The following is an 18,781-nucleotide window of genomic DNA, read 5'->3' as shown; positions in this document are numbered from 1 at the left end:
TCAGGCAGCTTGCCTGCGATCCTCGCGCCGACGGTTTTTGTCGCGGCGCGGTTCGAAAGCCTTCAAATGCTCGCTCATGGTCCGGTCGCGGCCGGACGCTTTCGCTTCGTAAAGCAGGCGGTCGGCGCGATCGTACATCTGCGTAAAGCCCATCTCGGAAAGCGTTTGGCCTGGAGCCACCACAATGCCCATGCTGGCGGTGACAGCGCGCGGCAATCTAAGCTGGTCATGAATTTGGGCTGAGATTGCGAGACGCAGGCGCTCCGCTTCGATTGCCGGACCCTCACCTTCAACCAGCAGCAGGAATTCCTCACCGCCCATACGCGCGGCGAGCACGCCCTCTTCATTATTGAGCGACGCGCCGACGATACGCAGCACTTCATCGCCTACAGCGTGACCGAAAGTGTCATTGATCGATTTGAAATTATCGAGATCGAGAACGGCGAGCGCCGAATAGCCGCCACGGCGCAATTCCATGAAGCGTTCTTCCACAACACGGCGATTGTAGAGGCCCGTCAACGGATCGCGCTCGGACAGCTTTTCCAGCAAACGCGCTTCTGTGCGCGCTTTGTCGCGCTGATGCTTCAATACCATCATCCGGTCCGCCACTCCAAAGCTCGCCACCGCCGTGCCCATGGTGCAGCCGACATAGAACAGCGTCATTAGGTCGAAAGAGGATGCGAAGGGGATGAAGTGGTCGGTCATCGTCATGGCCACGGCGACCAGCACCATCGACCAGCCCATCAGCTGCACGCGCGCTTCCCTGCTGCCGCGGCGCATGGCGGCGAAAAGCATGATGATAAATATCGCCAGCACGGGGACGAAAGCAGCGTTGTAGAGGCTGTGATGCCACGGACGCAGCGCAAAGGGGAATGCGGCGTGCAGCACGCTGACAGCAGCCATCCAAGCCGCAGCTATGGGAAAGGCAAGCCGCAACCGGCTGTCGAGCCGCGAACCATCCAGGAATGTCCAGCCGAACATTCCGCCAACGGCCACTGCCATGCCCAGCATAAACGCGTCTGCCGTTGCGAGGAAGGATACGCCCAGCGGTAGGAAGAAAGTGATGACGCCAGAATCGACAAGAATCGTCAGCAGGACGGCTGTTGTCAGCACGCCGTGCCAAATCACAAATCGCTGTTGCAGAACGCGGTAAAACGCCACGTTGAAGAAGAGTGGCATGATCAGCAGACCACATAGAGCCGCGATCAGCAGTGTTTTCGCTTGCGTAGCGGGGACCGCGATGGGGTCATTCTCCGCCAGTTGCGCGCGCCTGATCGATGCAAGCGTCGTCGGTCTGTCGATCGCGACGTAGATATATCGGGCTTCCTGTGTCCTGTCCCTCAACGGGAATTTGACCATGGCGCCAGCTTTGGAGTGCTCGCCTTCGCCATGCAGCCAGCGGCGTGCTGAAAGGCTTCCGTCGAGGCTTTCGGTGATAATCGTCACTGCCTCGAAGCGGCTTCGATCGGTCAGGAACCAGGCAAGCCTGTCACCGCCTTCGCTATCGCTGACATCAAAGCGCAGGACAATGCGCTCTGGATCAAGAGAGACAGTTCGCGGCGCAGGGTCGCAGTTCCATTCGAGTGTGGGCAAGATCGTCTCGAGATTTTCCCCAAGCGGCGCTGGCGCGCGGCAGGCCTGTTTCAGCGAAGCCCGTTCTGGTGCAGAGGCTCCGGCAGCACCCTGTGCGAGGGCATGGGACGAGGGCATGGCCACCGCCAATACCGCTATCCACACGGCCAATCGCGTGAGCAAAAAGTTGATCCGGTTCCCCCTCATCGCGAAGGGGATAAAGGAATACGCCTAAACCTAAGTTAAAACGAGAGCGAAAAAATCGCGATTTTTCGTTTTATTTCAGCGATAGCTTTGCGACGGACAGACCCCGCTGTTTATCAGGCGATGGCCTGCCCGATTGGCAACTCATCATACCCCAATTCGCGCGCCACGGCTGGATATGTCACGCGGCCGGCATGGACGTTGAGGCCCTGCGCCAGATGCGGATCGGTGCGCATGGCTTCTTTCCAGCCCAGATTGGCGATGCGCAGCGCGTGCGGCAACGTGACATTGTTGAGCGCATAGGTGCTGGTGCGGCTGACAGCGCCGGGCATGTTGGCGACGCAATAATGCACAATATCATCAACCACATAGGTCGGATCATCGTGCGTGGTCGCCTTGCTCGTTTCAAAGCATCCGCCCTGATCGATCGCGACGTCCACCAGCACGGCACCCGGCTTCATGGTCGAGAGCATCGCACGGCTCACCAGCTTGGGTGCGGCGGCACCCGGCACCAGAACTGCGCCGACAACCATGTCTGCCTCGGCGACCGCTTCTTCGACATTCGCCTTGCTGGCAAAGCGGGTGCTGGCTCGCGCTTCGAAATGGGTGCCGACTTTTTCCAGCACTGTAGGGTCGAGATCCATGATCACGGTGTCTGCGCCAAGACCCGCCGACATTTGTGCTGCGTTAAAGCCGACGACACCGCCGCCAATGATGACTACCTTCCCCGGCATCACGCCCGGTACGCCGCCGAGCAGCACGCCGCGGCCACCTTGCGCTTTTTCAAGAGCATGTGCACCTGCCTGAATACTCATGCGGCCAGCCACCTGGCTCATCGGGGTAAGCAGTGGCAGGCCGCCGCGCGGACCGGTGACCGTTTCATAGGCGATGGCGGTACAGCCCGATTCGACCAGCTCGTGCGTCTGATCGGGGTCGGGTGCGAGGTGCAGATAGGTGTAAAGCAGCTGGCCTTCGCGCAGCATGGCGCGCTCGCTCGCCTGCGGCTCTTTTACTTTCACGATCATTTCGCATTCGGCGAAGATTTCTTCGGCGGTATCGACCACCTTCGCGCCGCGATCGCGATATTGCGCGTCATAGGCACCGATGCCTGCGCCCGCGCCTGCCTGCATCCAGACTTCGTGCCCGGCATTCACCAGCTCGCCCGCGCTTTCGGGCGTCAGGCCGACGCGATATTCGCGGTTCTTGATTTCAGTAGGGCAACCGATGCGCATGGGGGACTCCGATGGATGAGATTTTGCGCGCTCGTTACAGGCGAAACCGGTTTCGGGCAACGCTTATCGGATTAGCCAATGAGGCTCAGGCCATGACTGCTTCGATGCCGGGAACGGTAATCGTTCGCTCGCCGCCGAAATCCTCATGCACGCTGATTAGGCCGGTCTTCTCCAGATGATCGAGCAGCCGGCGGATGCGGCCCGGGCTGGCGGTGCCGTAGACGCGGGCGAGCGTGTCTTCGTCAGGAGCACGCTGGCCCTTGGCGGCGGCGACGACGATGGCGAGATAGGGCGCGAGCACATCGTCAGCCACTTGGCTTGCCATCTCCTCGACCGCTTCGCGCGCAGCCGGATCGAGCTGGTCCACCCCGGCGCTGGCAAATGCGAACATGCGGCGGAAAACGCCCATGTCGATGTGTGCAGAGGGAATTGCGCGCTCCCGGCAGCGGGTGGCGAAGGTGCGGAACAGAGTTGCGACCGGCTTGAATGTCGCGCCTTCTTCTGCGGCCATTTCGCGCAACAGCCCGTCCACATCGCCCTGCGGTAAGGGAATGGCTGGTTGGTCACCGTCGCTATCCGACACCGGTTCGGCGCGCTCTGCCAGGCTTTGTGCAATGGCTTCGACCGGCGGGGCAGGCGGGGGCGAAGGCGGCGGAGCGCGCACTGGCTCAGCCGCCTCCTCGGCAAGGTCTGCATGCAGCAATTCGCCCATGGATGCGGCGTCGGCCTGCGGCAACGGAGTAAGCGCCGTTGCGGCATTCTTCCCGCCCGATTTTACATCGCCGATATGCACCGCCACCGGGCGGCGGCTCACCGCCGGACCAAGCCCGAGGAAATGGCCGCATTGCAAATCGCGAATGCGCTCTGCCTGCTTGCGATCCATGCCGAGAAGGTCGGCGGCGCGCTGCATATCGATATCGAGGAATGTGCGGCCCATAAGGAAATTGCTCGCCTCTGCCGCGACATTCTTGGCAAGCTTGGCGAGGCGCTGCGTCGCCACGATCCCGGCAAGTCCGCGCTTGCGGCCCCGGCACATGAGGTTGGTCATGGCGGAAAGCGTCATGCGGCGCGTGTCTTCGGCCATTTCTCCGGCAGCAGCGGGCGCAAACATCTGCGCTTCATCGACCACCACCAGCGCGGGAAACCAGTGCTCACGCGGAGCATCGAACAGGGCGGTCAGGAAAGCGGCGGCGCAGCGGATTTGCTGCTCGACTTCCAGATCATCGAGCGAAAGCACAACGCTTGCGCGGTGCTGCCGGATGCGGCCTGCCAGCGCCTCGATCTCGCGCACCGAATAGCTGCCGCCTTCGATCACGACATGGTCGAAATGATCGGCCAGCGAGACGAAATCGCCTTCGGGATCGATGACGATCTGCTGCACCATCGCAGCGCTCTGTTCGAGTAGGCGGCGCAGCAAATGCGACTTTCCGCTGCCCGAATTGCCCTGCACCAGCAGCCGCGTGGCCAGCAGTTCCTCCACGTCCACCGGTACCGGCGTGCCGTGGGCATCCTTCCCGATTTCGATGTCCGTATTCACATTGATCACTTTATGGGCGGGGCAGAGAGTCGCATAGACGCCTCGGCCTGTTTTCCCACGCGAAGCGAACTTCAGACCAGGCTTAATCCGGGCACAAGCCTTGCCGCGATGCGTAAATGCCTTCAGATAAGAAGAATTCTCGCGTAAAAAGGAAAATCGATGGCAGGTTCCGGCGGCGACGAAGCTGCTCTTTCAAAGAGTCTGAAGCTGTTCGACGTTTATGCGATGGCGACAGGCGCGATGTTTTCGTCCGGTTTGTTCCTCTTGCCCGGCATTGCTGCGGCGACTACCGGCACTTCCGTCTATCTCGCCTATTTTGCCGCCGGTTTCCTGATCCTTCCGGCCATGTATTGCATGGCCGAACTCTCCACCGCCATGCCCAAATCGGGCGGAACCTATTTCTTCCTCGATCGCGCGATGGGGCCCCTGATGGGAGCAATTGGCGGCCTTGGATCATGGGTCGCGGTGGTGTTCAAAAGCGCCTTCGCACTGGTGGGCATGGGCGCCTACCTTGGACTCTATCTCGATGTGCCAATCACGCTGACTGCGGTCGTTCTGACGCTGGTTTTCGGCGCGATCAACTATGCGGGCGCAAAAGAAACGACGATGCTCCAGCGCATCCTGGTGACCACTCTCGTGGTAATTCTTGGCGCCTTCGTCATCCTCGGTTTCGCCGAAGTGGGCGTGCCCGACGCCTTTACGCCGGGTCCGGAGTATGGCGCGTTTTTCAACGATGGACTGGTCGGTTTTATTTCCACCATAGGCCTCGTCTTCGTGTCCTATGCCGGCCTGACAAAAGTCGCGAGCGTCGCGGAAGAGATCGAGAATCCCGATCGCAATGTCCCGCTGGGAATGACGCTGGCACTTCTCACCGCCACGGCGATTTACACGCTCGGCACGCTGTTGCTGGTCAAGCTGCTGACACCGGAAGAACTGTTCGGCAGCCTCACGCCAATGGCGGATGGCGCGGCGGCATTTCTTGGCTGGGTGCCATTCGACCTCGGCGTGATCCTGATCGTGGTCGCGGCCATTGCTGCCTTCGCGTCTACAGGCAATGCCGGGATCATGTCGGCCTCCCGCTATCCCTTTGCGATGGCGAAGGACAAGCTATTGCCGGAAAAGCTCGCAACGCTCAGCCGTTTCGAGACGCCGAGCCTCGCCATTGCGGTAACGGTCGGCGCGATGGTGGCGGTGCTTGTGCTGTTCGATGTCGCCTCGGTGGCAAAGCTCGCCAGCGCCTTCCAGCTGCTGCTGTTCGGGCTCGTCTGCCTTGCCGTGATCGTGATGCGCGAAAGCGGCATTTCTTCCTACAAGCCGGGCTTTCGCACGCCGTTTTATCCTTGGGTCCCAGTCGGGGGAATCCTGATCGCCTTCTGGCTGATCGTCGAGATGGGCTACCTCCCCATCGGCTTTACAGGACTCATCGTGATCGGATCGGCGCTCTGGTATCAGTTTTACGCTGCCGACCAGGTGAAGCGCCGCGGCGCGATCTTCCATATGCATGAACAGCTGGGCAAGAGCCGCTATGAAGGTATCGAGCATGAGCTGATGTCGATCGTGCACGCACGTACGGCCGAGGCGAATTTGACCTACGAAGCCGCGATTGCGCGCTCTGCGATGATCGATCTGGATAGTGGCCATTTCGATCTGGAAATCCTGCTCGAACGCGCCGTCGGCGAAGGCGAAGAGCGGTTTGGCATCGATGCGGACGCTCTGCGCGGCGATCTGGAAACCAATCCGTATGAGCGTCACCGCGTACTGGCGAAGGTGATGCTGATGCACCGCTCCGTTCCGGAGATTTCGGAGCCGTGCATGTTCGTTTTCCGCCTGCGGGAAGAGGCGCAAATCTCCTTCGGCAGCAAGCACGATCTGCACACGGTGGTTATCTTGTTGGTGCCGGAAGAACCGGTGGGCCTCGATTTGCGCATTGCCGGGCACCTTGCCGAAATCGCGCGCAGCCCCGATTTCGAGGAACGCTGGCTTTCGGCAAAGGACGAGGCGGCGATGAATGCGCTGCTCGTTCGCGACGACCATTTCCTGCACGGATATCCTGCCGATTTCCCCGCGCTGGCGGATGCGAGCGGCAAACCGCTGTCCGAAATCCCTTTGCCCGAAAGCTGCCTGATTGTGATGGTCGAAAGGGGCGGCGAATTGATTATCGCTCGCGATGATTTGAAATTGCGGGCAAATGACCTGCTTTCCATCATCGGCGAACCAGCGGCGATCCGCCAATTGGCAACAGGGCAAATGGCCAAAGCCTAATTGCGGGGCATTCGGACTTCCCCGACCAAGGCTCAGGTCACCGCTTCCATATCCAATAGAGTGCCGCCGCATTGATCAAAGGCGCACCGATGCCGAGCGCCGGTCCTCCCAGCCCAGCCTGCTCACCGAGCAAGTTCCAGGGCAAGCCCAGCGGCATCAGGAAAATACCCGACAGCGGGTCGCGCTCCTGCCCGAACCAGCCATAGGTTCCGACGAGCAAGAGGAAGACCGCGATCACGTAAAAGATGGCAAATATGAGAAACGCCCATTTCGCCACTGGCCGCTGTGGTGCCTCCGCTGTCACATCAGCCACCGGTGATCAGCGCATCGACGATGACATAGGTTTCGGGCCCGTACTGTATGGTCACCCGGTCGCCATCGCGGGTGTAATCGAAATCCCAGCCCGCCGAACCGTCAGCCTCTGCGCTGTCTGCGCCCACAGGCGTCGTGCCGTCGAAGAACAGCGCGCGTTTGAAGCCATCGGGTTTTTGAACCTCGACGAGATGCGAGCCGTCCTCCATCCAGTTGCGCACGACACCCGCATCACAGCGTTGCGTGGGCTCTGCGCCGTCAAAACCGCAATCGAGAATAGTCGTGGCGTTGTATTCGGTGCCATCGACCAAGGCATCGCCCTCAGCAGGTGGAGGCGGTCCGTTTTCGCCCATTCCGACATTGGCATCGCCCATCGGGACGGAGACCAAGCGTACGCCTTCGACATTGCCGACGATGTCGCCGCCCAGCGCCTCTGCCGAGGCTTCACTGGGGCATCCGACCAGCAGTGCGCTGTCATCCAGGTAGTTGGAGGTCGCCTCGCTTTCGCCAAGCTGGCGACACGGATCGCCTGAAGCAGGGTATCCATCTCCAAAAGGTGCGAGGCTTTCGGGAATTTCAGCCAGCTCCTCCGTGGTTTCAGGATCGAGCGTTTCGGCCTCCCCGCCACAGGCAGCGAGCGGGAAGGCTAGGGCAGCACCCAAAAGTGCAACTCGACGCATCACGCTCTCCTCAACGGCAGTTCGGGTTCTGGCCGATATCGCGAATGTCGTAGATGTGGCCATCAGCGATCGTCATTTGCACGCACTGGCGCGTGTTCCGGTTATATTGGATTGAATAGCGCGTATTGCCGCTCGTGAAATTGTCCACCTGGCGGAAGCCGCGACTTTCCATCGTGTCCATGGCACCGGCTGCGCGCGAGCCCTGCAGGTCGCTGATCTGCGCTGCCTGATGGTATCCGCCACGCCGGCTGTGATGGCGCAAGTTGGTGTTACGTTGATCCACCCCGGCCGAATAGCCAGCGGAGTACCCCTCCGACCGGTCGCGGTTGTGATAGGATGCGTTGTGCAGCCCGTCATTATAACCGCGCTCATAGTCGCGTTCGTAAGCATGATCGTCGCTGTGGCGGTTATCATCGTGATGGTTGCTGTTGTGCCCAAAGATCGCGCCAAGAACGGCTGCACCCGCTGCGACACCCAGCGCAGCCGTGGCATCAGCATTCATGTGATGGCCGCAGTCCTGATCGCTTGCATCGGTGATGGATTGGATGCGACCGCGGTATTCCTCGACCTGCACGCAGTCATCATCCTCTTCGTCCCACCAATAGCTGTAATTGTAGCCCTGCGAGTTCCGATTGTGGCTCACAAAGCCGAACCCGCGATTGCGCAGCTCGGTCTCCGCATCGGCAGCGAACATACCGTTAATATCAACAAGCTGGGCTGCATCTTCCGCCTGTGCGGCGATCGGCATCGCCATCATCGAAGTGGCGGCAAGCAGGCAGGCGGTGGAACGGATTTTGCAAAACATCGGTCTCTCCCCAATTTGGGAAGCGAGACCGGGTAAAAGTGACTCGCTTCCAAGACGGAAGAAAGGTTGTTTCAATAAATCAATGAGGTCAAGCCGGTTAAGGTTTACGAGACGCTCTATTTCTTAAGTATAATTTCGCCTTGGTCAGCACTTCTCGCCTGCTTCAAGCATCTTCGCCCGCAGACCTTTCTGGTTGATATTCTGGATTTCGATGCCGGGGTGCGCGTTGACTTCAAGCACCATCGGGCCGTCATTTTCATCGAGAATGATATCGACACCGAGATAGCCGAGACCGATCGCGGCGCTGCATTTGGAGCTCATTTCCAGCACCCGGTCCCATTCGGGCAGCTTCACGCCGATGAGGTTGAAGCCGGTGTCCGGGTGATGTGTGATTTCGCGGCCGACGACCATTGCGCGGGTAATAACGCCCGTATCGATATCGACTGCCGCACCGATGGCGCGCTGGTGCAGGTTCGCCTTGCCGTCCGAGGCGAGCGTCGGGATGCGCATCATCGCCATTAGGGGATGCTCGCGCAAGCTGATGACGCGCACGTCCGGCAGGCCTTCGGGCACCAGTTCGAGGATGCGTTTATCGGGCCGGATCAGCGGCTCAATCAGCGCAGCATCCTCTGCCGCGCTGTCGCCAGAAAAGCCGCCATCCACGATCCGGCGGATGTGGTTCACCACATCGCTGGGCGTCAGCTTCGTGCCCGATCCCTTGTACCAATTGTTGCCCTCGCGCCTCAAGGCGAGAACGATGCCGTCACCCTGTGACCCTCGCGCAGGCTTGATCGCCCAACTGTCGGGCAAATCGCGCAACGGGTCGAAATCAAGCAGATCCCCATAGCTGGAGATTACGCATATCGTGCCGGTAGTTACGACGCCGCCAGCGTTCAGGGCCACTTTGGCCGCCACCTTGTCGCGCGCTTGTTCGATCGCCCAGCGCGGGTTGTATTTGGCGATGATGGCGTTGCGCAAGTTGATCCCAAGAATCTCGTCCATCGGGCTTCCGAACTTCAATCGGCGCAAGCTCTCGTCCGAAGCTCGTGCCAAAGGTCGGGATTGGAATTTGGGGAATTCGAGGCGCGACAGGCGCGATAATGATGTCTTCTTCTTCGGTCTTTGGCTCGTCTGTTCCGTTCGAAACTTCCGTCGCCTGGGCGGCCTCTTCAAGAGCTGCGATAGCTTTGGCATTGCGTCTTCCTTCAAGCCAGATAGGGGCGAAGCGTTTGATTTCGCTGATGCGCAGGCCGCGATATCGGCCAAGCAGGGCAATCGCGAGACCGGCAAAGCCGGGCAGCACCAGCGGTGAAATTTCGATGAGTGTAAGGGCAACCCGGCTGACCATCACAAACTGGATGATCAGTGCCAGGAAGAATGTGCTCATGGCGATGGAGAACGCTTCCCACGGGCCATCCTTCTCCCATTGGCGATACCAGCGCTCGACCACCAGCGCAGTCACCACGACGGGGAAGGCATCAACTTGCAATTCGGTATCGAAAGCCACCTGCAACGCGGCGAGCACGAACACGACGAAGCTGATAAGCACGCCGAGGAAGCCCACGCGCGTCATGCGCAGTTTGAGAAGTGTGGGGGCGACCAGCATGCCGACGCCCACAGCCGACATCAGCACCAGCGGGCCGTAAATGGGGCCGATCTGCAGGAAGGCGATGGCGATCAGCATGGGCGTAAACAGGCCGAATGCCTTCATCCCGACGAAGCTACGCGCCAGCACCACCAGGAATGCGCCGATGGGCAGGGCCATCAGCAGGTTCGAAGGCTTCATGCCCCAGACCTGGTAGGAAACGGCATTCTCCCCCAGCGATTGCGGCATGTAGAATGCGTTGGTTGTATTGGCGATGCCCAGGAATGCGAGCAGGGCAATAACGCCGAAAACGGCCGCGCCGATAAGGGCGGGCCGTTTGATCTGCGGGGTCGCCTTGGACAGCACCCGTCGCAGCTTGCGCCACCTGCTGAGGCGCCATTTGCGCCAGAGCTTAGAAGACATAGCCCACGCTCACGGCAAAGCGATACCCCTCGCGGTCCCGCGACGGATCATTGCTGCTGCTGAAAATGTATTTGGCTTCGCCCTCGATCCGCCAATTACCGGTCCACCAGAGCAATTCGACTTCGGGCACTACCTGCGTATCGTCGCGCTCTTCCGCATCGACGGTGAAGCGACCGTCGAAACGCGTATGCCGCAGCTCTATCGCAGGACGCACACGCAAGTTGCGCGTGATCGGGCGGGTGTAGGACGCGCCGACGGATTCGCGGGTATAGGCGCGGTCGGGATTGGCTGAATTGATCTCTTCGGCGCGCAGATCGAAATTGATGTAGTGATAGCGGCCGATCCGGTGGCGATATTCGAAGTCGACGCGCGGGCCTTGGCCTGTCGATGATGCGCCATTCACGCCTTCGCCATCGTCATATTCCCGGTCTCGCCATGTGCCGCGCAGGCGAAAGCGATGCGCGCGCTCAGGCTCGTATTCGACCTGGACGGAGCCTTGCAATTCGTCCGTATCGATCGATTCCACCGTGACAAGATCGTCATACAGGCGGCCGCGCAGCTGCACTTCCCAATCATCGTCGATCGCTTGGCTGAATTGCGCTGTCAGGCGATCGCGATTGAAGCCGTCACGCCCCGTGGCCGAGTCAAATCGTTCGACTTCGATGCGGTCGGCATCAAGGCGCAGTTCGCTTGTATCATTGCCGAAAGTGATGCCAATTTGCGCGCGCAGATAGCCGCCATCGCCATTGATGATGAGGTCGTTTTCGCGGTCCCCGCTTTCGGACAGGACGATCCCAGCTTCGACCCGCGCAAACGGATCGAGCACCCACGCGCCATCGTCCGCCTCATCCTGCGCGTTGGCAGGAGAAGCGATGAGCACAAATGCGCAGCCGACCAGCGCAATCAGGCGCAGCACATTGCGAGCGCGCGCCATGGCAGCACGGAGGGGTTTGTCCCTGAACATGTCAGGGTTTCTACTGAGTGAGTGGTTTAGGAATTGCTAACCTTAAAGCGAAAGGTTTTGCGCCGCGATCCTTGCGGTCAGCCGAAGATGCTATCCTTTGCCGCGGGTCTTGGTCTTGCCGTCCTTCGCATTGTCCTCGATAAACTTGATGATCGTGCCTGCAACATCCTTGCCGCTCGCTTTCTCGATCCCTTCGAGCCCGGGGGAGGAGTTTACTTCCATAATCACGGGGCCATGATTGGACCGCAGCATGTCCACGCCGCAGACGTTCAGCCCCATATGCTTGGCCGCGCGTACGGCGGTGGAGCGTTCTTCGGGGGTGATCTTGATCAGCTCTGCGCTGCCCCCGCGATGTAGGTTGGAACGGAAATCATCCGCCGCGCCTGTACGCTTCATCGCCGCGACGACTTTACCGCCGACCACCAGCGCGCGAATATCGGTGCCGCCGGCTTCCTTGATGAATTCCTGCACCAGGATGTTCACATTCGCGCCGCGAAACGCCTCCACAACTGATTTGGCGCTGCTCATCGTTTCGGCCAGCACCACCCCGATGCCCTGCGTACCTTCGAGTAGCTTGATGACGACCGGCGGACCGTTCACGGCTTTGATAATCTCTTCTGCCTGCTTGGGGTCATTGGCATAGGCCGTCAGCGGAAGGCCGAGGCCATATTTGGCGAGGATCTGCATGCTGCGCAGCTTGTCCCGGCTGCGCCCGATGGCGACGCTCTCATTCAGCGGCCAGCAGCCCGCCATTTCAAACTGCCGCAACACGGCAAGTCCATAATTGGTGATTGAGGCGCCGATACGCGGAATGACCGCGTCATACCCCGACAGCGTCTCACCATTATAGGTGAGCGTCGGTCGGTGGCTGGCGATATTGACCGTGCAGCGCGTGGTGTTGAGGATATCGAGCGTGTGCCCGCGATCCTCCGCCGCTTCGACAAGGCGCTTGTGCGAATAGAGATTGGCGTTTCGCGCCAGCATGGCAATTTTCACGGCTTATGACCTTTCACCGGCTCCATGCCGGGTGTTTGCAACCAGGAATGACCTGAATCGACGACAAACCGCCGCCGCAGGCTCGACCTGCCGATCAGCATCGGGAATTTCATGTCCGATCGATCCGCCAGGCTGATCTCGGCGCGGAAAGTAAAGCTACCGATCGTCAGCGGCGTCTTGATGACATAGCGGCGCTGGGTTTCGCCATTGGAACTGGTGATGCCGCGTATGTCCACATGTATCGCCTCGCAAGTATGACGCTCGCCGCCCCAGTCGACGCAAAAGCGGACATAGCGTTCTCCATCACGCTCGAAATCCTCGATCACCTCAGCATGCAGCGAAGACGTACGCGCGCCGGTATCGATCTTGGCAGGAATGCCGTCGAGACCGAGCTCCGGCAGCGAAACCAGCTCCCGCCATCCGACAATATCGGCGGGTGAGGGTTTGCGTTTCTTCGGCTTGTCGGCGGATTCGCTCATTGCCGGCGCTTAAAGCATTTTGAGAAGGAAGGAACTAGTTGTCTTCGTCAGGCTCGGTGAGTTCAATTGGTTCGCCGAGTTCGATGCGGGTAACGACCAACGGGCGATAGTTTTCGCGACCAAAGATGATGATCGCTTCGTCGATCCACATGTCGGGGCCCTCACGGCCGTCGCTCTCTGCGAGATCAATATTAGCCCTAATTTGGACTGTCTCTGGATTCAATCCAGACGCTCGATATGGCCTGACGCTTTCAAAATTCGTCTTCCAATAAGCGGTGATGGCCGCTCGCCCCTCGACGATGGCTCCGTCGTGATCGGTCAGGATGGCGCCGCGAGCGAGAATCCGTTCGGGCAGAGCATAATCGTTCCCGCCAAGCTCAAAGCGAGCGAATAAATTCAATGCATGCGACGCGGCAACGGTATCACCTTCAAGCAGGGAACACTGGTCAAGCAGCGACCAAGGTGCGCTGAACTCTTCCCGGCTGAGATCGGCGCATCGTATGAGAGTGTTTGCCGCTAGCAGATGCAGTCGTTCGGCATAGTTATATGCTAGAACGCCTGGTCGGCCGAGCGCTCGGTCGCAACTATGTCCAGCTGCGCGGCGAATATTACCATCACTTGATCTGGTTTCGACAACTGCCAAGATACCATCTGCGCATACGACGATGCGGTCATCGTTGCGCGGCGGGGGAGGGCCAACACTGCAAGTGATCAGTGCACTCTCACGTTCCACCCTGTTCCAAACTTCGCCCGAGATTGGTTGCGTGAGCGTGAATTGTGGATCAACTGCAAAGCGGACAGTCAGTTCGGGGGTCTGGCCAGCCGGGCGGGCAAATACAATTACATGACGCTCCTGATCCCAGGCGTCGATCAGATAGATGCGATACTCTTCGCCTTCGATATCGGAAATCGGTGCGAGGCCGTATGCTGTCGCACTTTGCGCGGCCCGCGCTTCCACACAAGCCGGCTCTTCGCGCTGTTCCCATGGGCACGCGCGCTCATACTCCGCATCGTCTTGTGCTGTTGCCGAGGCGGGCGGCAAGGCAAATGTGCCTGCAGCCATCAATACCAGCGAAGCAAGGAATTCCCTCAAATCGGATTGCCATCCTTATCGCGGTAGATATCTCGCCGGCCGACGTGGTTCGCTGGCCCCACAAGCCCTTCGCTTTCCATGCGCTCGATCCAGTTGGCGGCGGTGTTGTAGCCGACTTTCATCTGGCGCTGGAGCCATGACCCGCTCGCCTTCTGGTTCTCGATTACCATCTGGCAGGCCTGGCGATATTTGCGCTCTTCGGGATTGTCGCTGGCAGTGAATTCGTCCTCGAAGGAGAAGCCGCCGTCTTCGGGCTCTTCGGTCACGGAATCGATATATTGCGGCGCGCCCTGCTGGCGCCAGTGTTCGGCGACCTTTTCGACTTCTTCGTCGCTGACGAAGGGGCCGTGGACGCGGGTTAACTGGCCGGAGAGCGGCTTGTAGAGCATGTCGCCTTTGCCGAGCAGCTGCTCCGCACCCTGCTCGCCGATGATCGTGCGGCTGTCGATGCGGCTGGATACGGCAAAGCTGATGCGCGTCGGAAGGTTAGCCTTGATGACGCCGGTGATGACATCGACGCTGGGCCGCTGCGTCGCGGTAATCACGTGGATGCCTGCCGCGCGGCTCTTCTGGCACAGGCGCTGGAGCATGCCTTCGATTTCCTTGCCGACGACGAGCATGAGGTCGGCGAGCTCATCCACGATCACCACGATCTGCGGCAGGACTTCGTATTCGAGCAGTTCTTCCTCGATGATCGCTTCGCCGGTCTCGGGATCGAAGCCGGTCTGGACGGTACGCTGGAGCGGCTTGCCCTTGGCAGCAGCAGCGCGGACGCGGTCGTTGAAGCCGGCGAGGTTACGCGCACCGACATCCGACATCTGCCGATAGCGGCGCTCCATTTCCTCGACCGCCCATTTGAGCGCGCGCACGGCCTTGGGCGGCTCGGTCACAACTTCGGCCAGGAGGTGGGGGATGTGTTCGTAGCTCTTCAGTTCCAGTACCTTGGGATCGATCAGGATCATCCGGCACTCTTCGGGAGTGAAGCGGTAGAGCAGGCTGAGGAGAATGGCGTTAAGGCCGACGGACTTACCCGCCCCCGTCGTACCCGCGACGAGCAGATGCGGCATGGCGGCAAGGTCTGCGACGATCGGGTCGCCCGAAATGCCTTTGCCCAGGATGATCGGCAGGCTGCCCTTATGATTCACATAGGCTTCGCTCTCGACCAGCTCCTTGAAGCTGACCATCTGACGGTCTGCATTGGGCAGTTCGATGCCCATCACGGTCTTGCCCGGAATCGGCGCGACGCGGGCGCTAATGGCGGACATATTGCGGGCGATATCTTCGGCAAGGCCGATCACGCGGCTGGCCTTTATGCCGGGAGCAGGCTCCAGCTCATACATGGTGACGACCGGACCGGTCTTCACCGCCGTAATTTCGCCCTTGACGTTGAAATCGTCGAGCACGTTTTCGAGAAGGCGGGCGTTGCGCTCGAGCGCCAGCTTGTCGAGCGGGGCGGCGTTGCCGGGATCGGTGTCTTCGAGAAGCTCTATGCTCGGCAGATCGTATTCGGCGAACATATCCTTTTGCGCCGCCTTGGGGGCAGGCTTGGCACGGCGCGGGGGTGCAGCGGGGTCGGAAATCTCGGTCGGACGGCGCTTAGCGAGAGTAGGGGCCTCACCGTCGCCGGGCTCGCCATCATCGCCATCGGCAGAACGAATATCCGGCTTGCGACGCTGCTTGCGCTTCGCCTCTTTCTGAAAGGGGTTAGCCGGTTTGGTTAATTGCGGCGGATTTTTAATCCATTCCGGGATTGAAAGGAAACGTGACCAGTCAAGAGCGAAGATGCGTCCGGCGAGCACAGCTCCGCCAATCAGGCTCAGCGCGCCGCCAGCAAGGATTGCCCAGAAACGCCCGGCTTCGGGCAGCAGTCCGGCAAGCGCACGGATACCGCCTTCGCCGAGAAGTCCGGCGAGGCCACCAAAGCCTGCTGGCCATGAGTGATCGCGGGGATCGGTGATGAGCGAGAAGGCGGTGGAAAGCAGCGCCATCGCCAGCAGCATGATCGCCACCGTGCGCCACCAATTGCCGCCCCAGCTTTCCTCTTCATCGGCATCACGCCACAATTTGCGTGCAAAAACATAGGTGAGCGGGAGAAACAGCACCGACACCCAACCGAACGCAGTCAGCGCCAGATCGGCGACAAATGCGCCGGGCTTACCCATCCAATTGTCCACCACGTCGCCCGCTGCGGTGGAGAGCGAGGGATCGGTCTGCGTGTAGCTGAGCAGCGCAATCGCGAGAAAGAGGGTGAAGCCATACAACACCACCGCGCCCGTCAGCTGCGCGCTGCGGGCGAGCGATTTACGGAAAGCGGCTTTCCAGTCCGCGCCCTGATTGGCGGCTCTGCTGGCCATGTCTGATCCCTTTGCAAATATGTCCCGCTGGAGAGAATCCCATAGCCCGAGTCCCCGGTCAATGGTGTTGGGTGATTAACTCAAACCGTCGATGGCCGCCCAACGTTTGGATTTAAGAACTTTCGCCTTCTCGCGCGTCATGCCGCCGAGCGCAATAACGGGCATATGCGCGTAATTTGCCAGCGCATGCCAACGTGTCGCTCCGAGAGTCCTCGCACCGGGATGCGAGCGCGTTGGGAATACTGGCGAGAGCATCACGGCATCGGCCTCCACGCGGTTCGCCTGCGCTATCTCGCGCATATTGTGGGCGGCGGCGATCTGGATCAGGTCGTGGCGGCGCGGATAGAGGCTGAGCGGAGCGCCATAGATCCCGTCCGCTCCCCATTCGCGGGCAGTGAGCGCGCTGTCTGCAAGTATCACGAGATGTCCTTGCGCTCGAGCGATCCGGTTCAGCTTGCAATAGCGCGCATACCGCTTGGCGTCGGGCAGGTGGTAGTGGCGGTAGACGAAGCCGACGGGCTCACCGAAGCCTCTCAGGCGCTCCTCCACCACATGATCGTTCCGCTCATCAGACAGCAGCCAGAGATCGGGAAGGGGCTGGAAAGCGGCCATGGCCCCGCTATAGCGCGCACATGACCGAAACCGCTACCTCTCGCCTCGAAACCGTCAATGCGGAGATTGCCCGGGCCTGCCAGATTTCCCGGCGCGAGCCCGAGGATGTGACACTCATCGCCGTCAGCAAGACGCATCCGACAGAGAAAATCGCGCCCGTCATCGCCGCCGGACAGCGTGTGTTCGGCGAAAACCGGGTGCAGGAAGCGCAGGACAAATGGCCCGCGCTACGTGAGGAAACACCGGACATCGAACTGCACCTCATCGGCCAGCTGCAATCGAACAAGGCGGAAGATGCCGCAGCACTGTTCGATTGTATCCATTCGCTCGACCGGCCCAGCCTTGTAAAGGCGCTCGCCAAGGCGTTCGATAAGGTCGGGCGGCAAGTGCCCTGCTTCGTGCAGGTCAATATTGGCGATGAAGACCAAAAGGGTGGCTGCGCGATAAAGGATCTGCCGAGCCTGCTGGAAAAAGCGCGCAATGCCGACATTCCGCTCGCCGGGCTCATGTGCGTGCCGCCCTTCGGCATAGAGCCCGCACCCTATTTCGCGCTGATGGCAAAGCTGGCGGACGATCACGGCCTGGACAGCCGCAGCATGGGCATGAGCGGTGACTTCGCCACCGCGATCATGCTCGGCGCAACGCATATTCGCGTCGGAACGGCGCTGTTTGGCGAGCGTGGTTGACGCGCGACCAGCCGCGACGCAGAACATGCTGAATTATCTATCGGAACGGATTCCTCGCATGACCCTTCGCTACGCCAATCTTCTCGCTTTTCCGTTATTTGCAATTGCACTCCCGGCGCAGGCGCAGGACAATCCTTATGCCGATTGCGCAGCGATCAGCGACGATGCCGAACGGCTGGCCTGTTTCGATCGCACCTATGCCGAGCAGGTGGTCGTGATTGCGGAACGTGAGGAAGCAGAGGAAGAGCGACGCGAGGAGGTATTCGGCTTCCGCGAGGAGGATGCGGTTTTCGAGCGCGAGGAAGAGGAAGAGGCGACGCTGACGGTCACCGTGCAGGAAGTCCTGCGGGGCTCACGCCGCGATCAGGTGCTGCTGATGGACAATGGCCAGCTCTGGCGCGAAATCGATGGCTCCACTTTGCGCAACCGCGTGCGCGAAGGGTGGACCGGCACGGTCTCGCGTCATTGGAGCGGTGCCTATGAAATCCGCTTCGAAGGACGCTCAGGATATCTTCGCGTGGCGCGGGTACGGTAAACTGCCAGCCAGCTAGGCGAAAAGCCTGATTGTCGTGAACACCTGAAGTTAACCGCACTGCAATACACACCCTGATTACGAACGGATCTCCTCAGGGAAAGTGTTTACGCCATGGTAGAGCCAGCAACCGATTCAGCTGACCGCTTCAATGCGGAAGAGGCCGAGGAGCGCCGTGGGAAAGGTCGCGCGTCAGTCAATCTGGAATGCGAGATCAAAATCGGCTCTCGCGCATGGCGTAAGACGCAGATCAAGGATCTGACGCCAAACGGTTTTCAGGTGCAAATCCTCGACATGCCGCCGCGCGGCACGCCGATATTTGTCAGAATGGCAAACTTGCAGATGATGCAGGCGGAAGTGTGCTGGACAGAAGTCGACAAGGCTGGATGCAAATTTACCGCGCCGCTCAGCGAATATGTCTTCAATCACATACTGGAATTCATCCGCAGCTGA

At 60.1% G+C, this 18,781-nt stretch carries 18 protein-coding genes; 4 read left to right on the top strand and 14 right to left on the bottom strand.

Annotated features, from left to right (window positions below; genetic code table 11):
* The 3 genes from I5L03_RS01135 to I5L03_RS01125 form a co-directional block, all read right to left on the bottom strand.
* On the bottom strand, window positions 1-1,710 hold the full coding sequence (locus I5L03_RS01135) for a GGDEF domain-containing protein (protein ID WP_197919870.1): 1,710 nt from the start codon (window positions 1,708-1,710) through the stop codon (window positions 1-3).
* Window positions 1,711-1,892: 182 nt separating this feature from the next.
* Window positions 1,893-3,008, bottom strand: coding sequence for an alanine dehydrogenase (ald, locus tag I5L03_RS01130; protein WP_197919869.1), 1,116 nt, complete (start codon window positions 3,006-3,008; stop codon window positions 1,893-1,895).
* Window positions 3,009-3,093: 85 nt separating this feature from the next.
* Window positions 3,094-4,545: a helicase HerA domain-containing protein gene (locus tag I5L03_RS01125; RefSeq protein ID WP_197919868.1), complete on the bottom strand. Its 1,452-nt coding sequence runs from the start codon at window positions 4,543-4,545 to the stop codon at window positions 3,094-3,096.
* Between the two features lie 159 nt (window positions 4,546-4,704).
* Here I5L03_RS01125 and I5L03_RS01120 point away from each other — a divergent pair, with 159 nt between their 5' ends.
* On the top strand, window positions 4,705-6,807 hold the full coding sequence (locus tag I5L03_RS01120; RefSeq protein WP_197919867.1) for an amino acid permease: 2,103 nt from the start codon (window positions 4,705-4,707) through the stop codon (window positions 6,805-6,807).
* A 37-nt stretch (window positions 6,808-6,844) separates the two neighbouring features.
* Here the strand turns inward: I5L03_RS01120 and I5L03_RS01115 are convergent, their stop codons facing one another.
* From I5L03_RS01115 to I5L03_RS01065, 11 genes are all read right to left on the bottom strand, one after another.
* Window positions 6,845-7,120 (bottom strand): hypothetical protein, encoded by a 276-nt coding sequence (locus I5L03_RS01115; RefSeq protein ID WP_234034981.1) that lies wholly within the window; start codon window positions 7,118-7,120, stop codon window positions 6,845-6,847.
* Entirely contained in the window at window positions 7,113-7,799 is a 687-nt protein-coding gene (locus I5L03_RS01110) for a hypothetical protein (protein ID WP_234034980.1), read from the bottom strand. Before I5L03_RS01110 ends, I5L03_RS01115 begins: the two co-directional genes overlap by 8 nt.
* 10 nt (window positions 7,800-7,809) lie before the next feature.
* Window positions 7,810-8,604, bottom strand: a complete 795-nt coding sequence (locus tag I5L03_RS01105) for a hypothetical protein (RefSeq protein WP_197919866.1) — start codon at window positions 8,602-8,604, stop codon at window positions 7,810-7,812.
* 144 nt (window positions 8,605-8,748) lie between these two features.
* Window positions 8,749-9,519 (bottom strand): sugar-transfer associated ATP-grasp domain-containing protein, encoded by a 771-nt coding sequence (locus I5L03_RS01100; RefSeq protein WP_325100014.1) that lies wholly within the window; start codon window positions 9,517-9,519, stop codon window positions 8,749-8,751.
* Complete coding sequence (locus I5L03_RS13575) at window positions 9,434-10,612, bottom strand: 7TM domain-containing protein (RefSeq protein WP_197919865.1); 1,179 nt, start codon at window positions 10,610-10,612, stop codon at window positions 9,434-9,436. Before I5L03_RS13575 ends, I5L03_RS01100 begins: the two co-directional genes overlap by 86 nt.
* Window positions 10,602-11,576: a beta-propeller fold lactonase family protein gene (locus I5L03_RS01090; RefSeq protein ID WP_197919864.1), complete on the bottom strand. Its 975-nt coding sequence runs from the start codon at window positions 11,574-11,576 to the stop codon at window positions 10,602-10,604. The genes I5L03_RS13575 and I5L03_RS01090 overlap by 11 nt, the downstream gene beginning before the upstream one ends.
* 90 nt (window positions 11,577-11,666) lie before the next feature.
* A complete protein-coding gene (gene rimK / locus I5L03_RS01085; protein ID WP_197919863.1) occupies window positions 11,667-12,572 on the bottom strand; it encodes a 30S ribosomal protein S6--L-glutamate ligase in 906 nt (301 codons plus the stop codon).
* On the bottom strand, window positions 12,569-13,051 hold the full coding sequence (locus I5L03_RS01080) for an ATP-dependent zinc protease family protein (RefSeq protein WP_197919862.1): 483 nt from the start codon (window positions 13,049-13,051) through the stop codon (window positions 12,569-12,571). Before I5L03_RS01080 ends, rimK begins: the two co-directional genes overlap by 4 nt.
* A gap of 34 nt (window positions 13,052-13,085) precedes the next feature.
* Entirely contained in the window at window positions 13,086-14,144 is a 1,059-nt protein-coding gene (locus tag I5L03_RS01075) for a hypothetical protein (RefSeq protein ID WP_234034978.1), read from the bottom strand.
* On the bottom strand, window positions 14,141-16,498 hold the full coding sequence (locus tag I5L03_RS01070; RefSeq protein ID WP_197919860.1) for an FtsK/SpoIIIE family DNA translocase: 2,358 nt from the start codon (window positions 16,496-16,498) through the stop codon (window positions 14,141-14,143). The genes I5L03_RS01075 and I5L03_RS01070 overlap by 4 nt, the downstream gene beginning before the upstream one ends.
* Window positions 16,499-16,573: 75 nt before the next feature.
* Complete coding sequence (locus tag I5L03_RS01065; RefSeq protein WP_197919859.1) at window positions 16,574-17,110, bottom strand: thiamine phosphate synthase; 537 nt, start codon at window positions 17,108-17,110, stop codon at window positions 16,574-16,576.
* A 20-nt stretch (window positions 17,111-17,130) separates the two neighbouring features.
* Between I5L03_RS01065 and I5L03_RS01060 the strand changes: the two genes are divergently transcribed.
* The 3 genes from I5L03_RS01060 to I5L03_RS01050 all read left to right on the top strand — a co-directional run bounded on the left by I5L03_RS01060 (window position 17,131) and on the right by I5L03_RS01050 (window position 18,781).
* Window positions 17,131-17,796: a YggS family pyridoxal phosphate-dependent enzyme gene (locus tag I5L03_RS01060; protein ID WP_197919858.1), complete on the top strand. Its 666-nt coding sequence runs from the start codon at window positions 17,131-17,133 to the stop codon at window positions 17,794-17,796.
* A gap of 58 nt (window positions 17,797-17,854) precedes the next feature.
* A complete protein-coding gene (locus I5L03_RS01055) occupies window positions 17,855-18,331 on the top strand; it encodes a hypothetical protein (protein ID WP_197919857.1) in 477 nt (158 codons plus the stop codon).
* Window positions 18,332-18,442: 111 nt separating this feature from the next.
* Window positions 18,443-18,781 carry a PilZ domain-containing protein gene (locus tag I5L03_RS01050; RefSeq protein ID WP_197919856.1) on the top strand — a complete coding sequence of 113 codons (339 nt, stop codon included), beginning with the start codon at window positions 18,443-18,445 and terminating at the stop codon, window positions 18,779-18,781.

Origin of the sequence: Aurantiacibacter sediminis, assembly GCF_016019885.1 — a bacterium.
GTDB classification, from domain to species: domain Bacteria; phylum Pseudomonadota; class Alphaproteobacteria; order Sphingomonadales; family Sphingomonadaceae; genus Alteraurantiacibacter; species Alteraurantiacibacter sediminis.
This window is presented reverse-complemented; position numbering and strand designations above follow the sequence as displayed.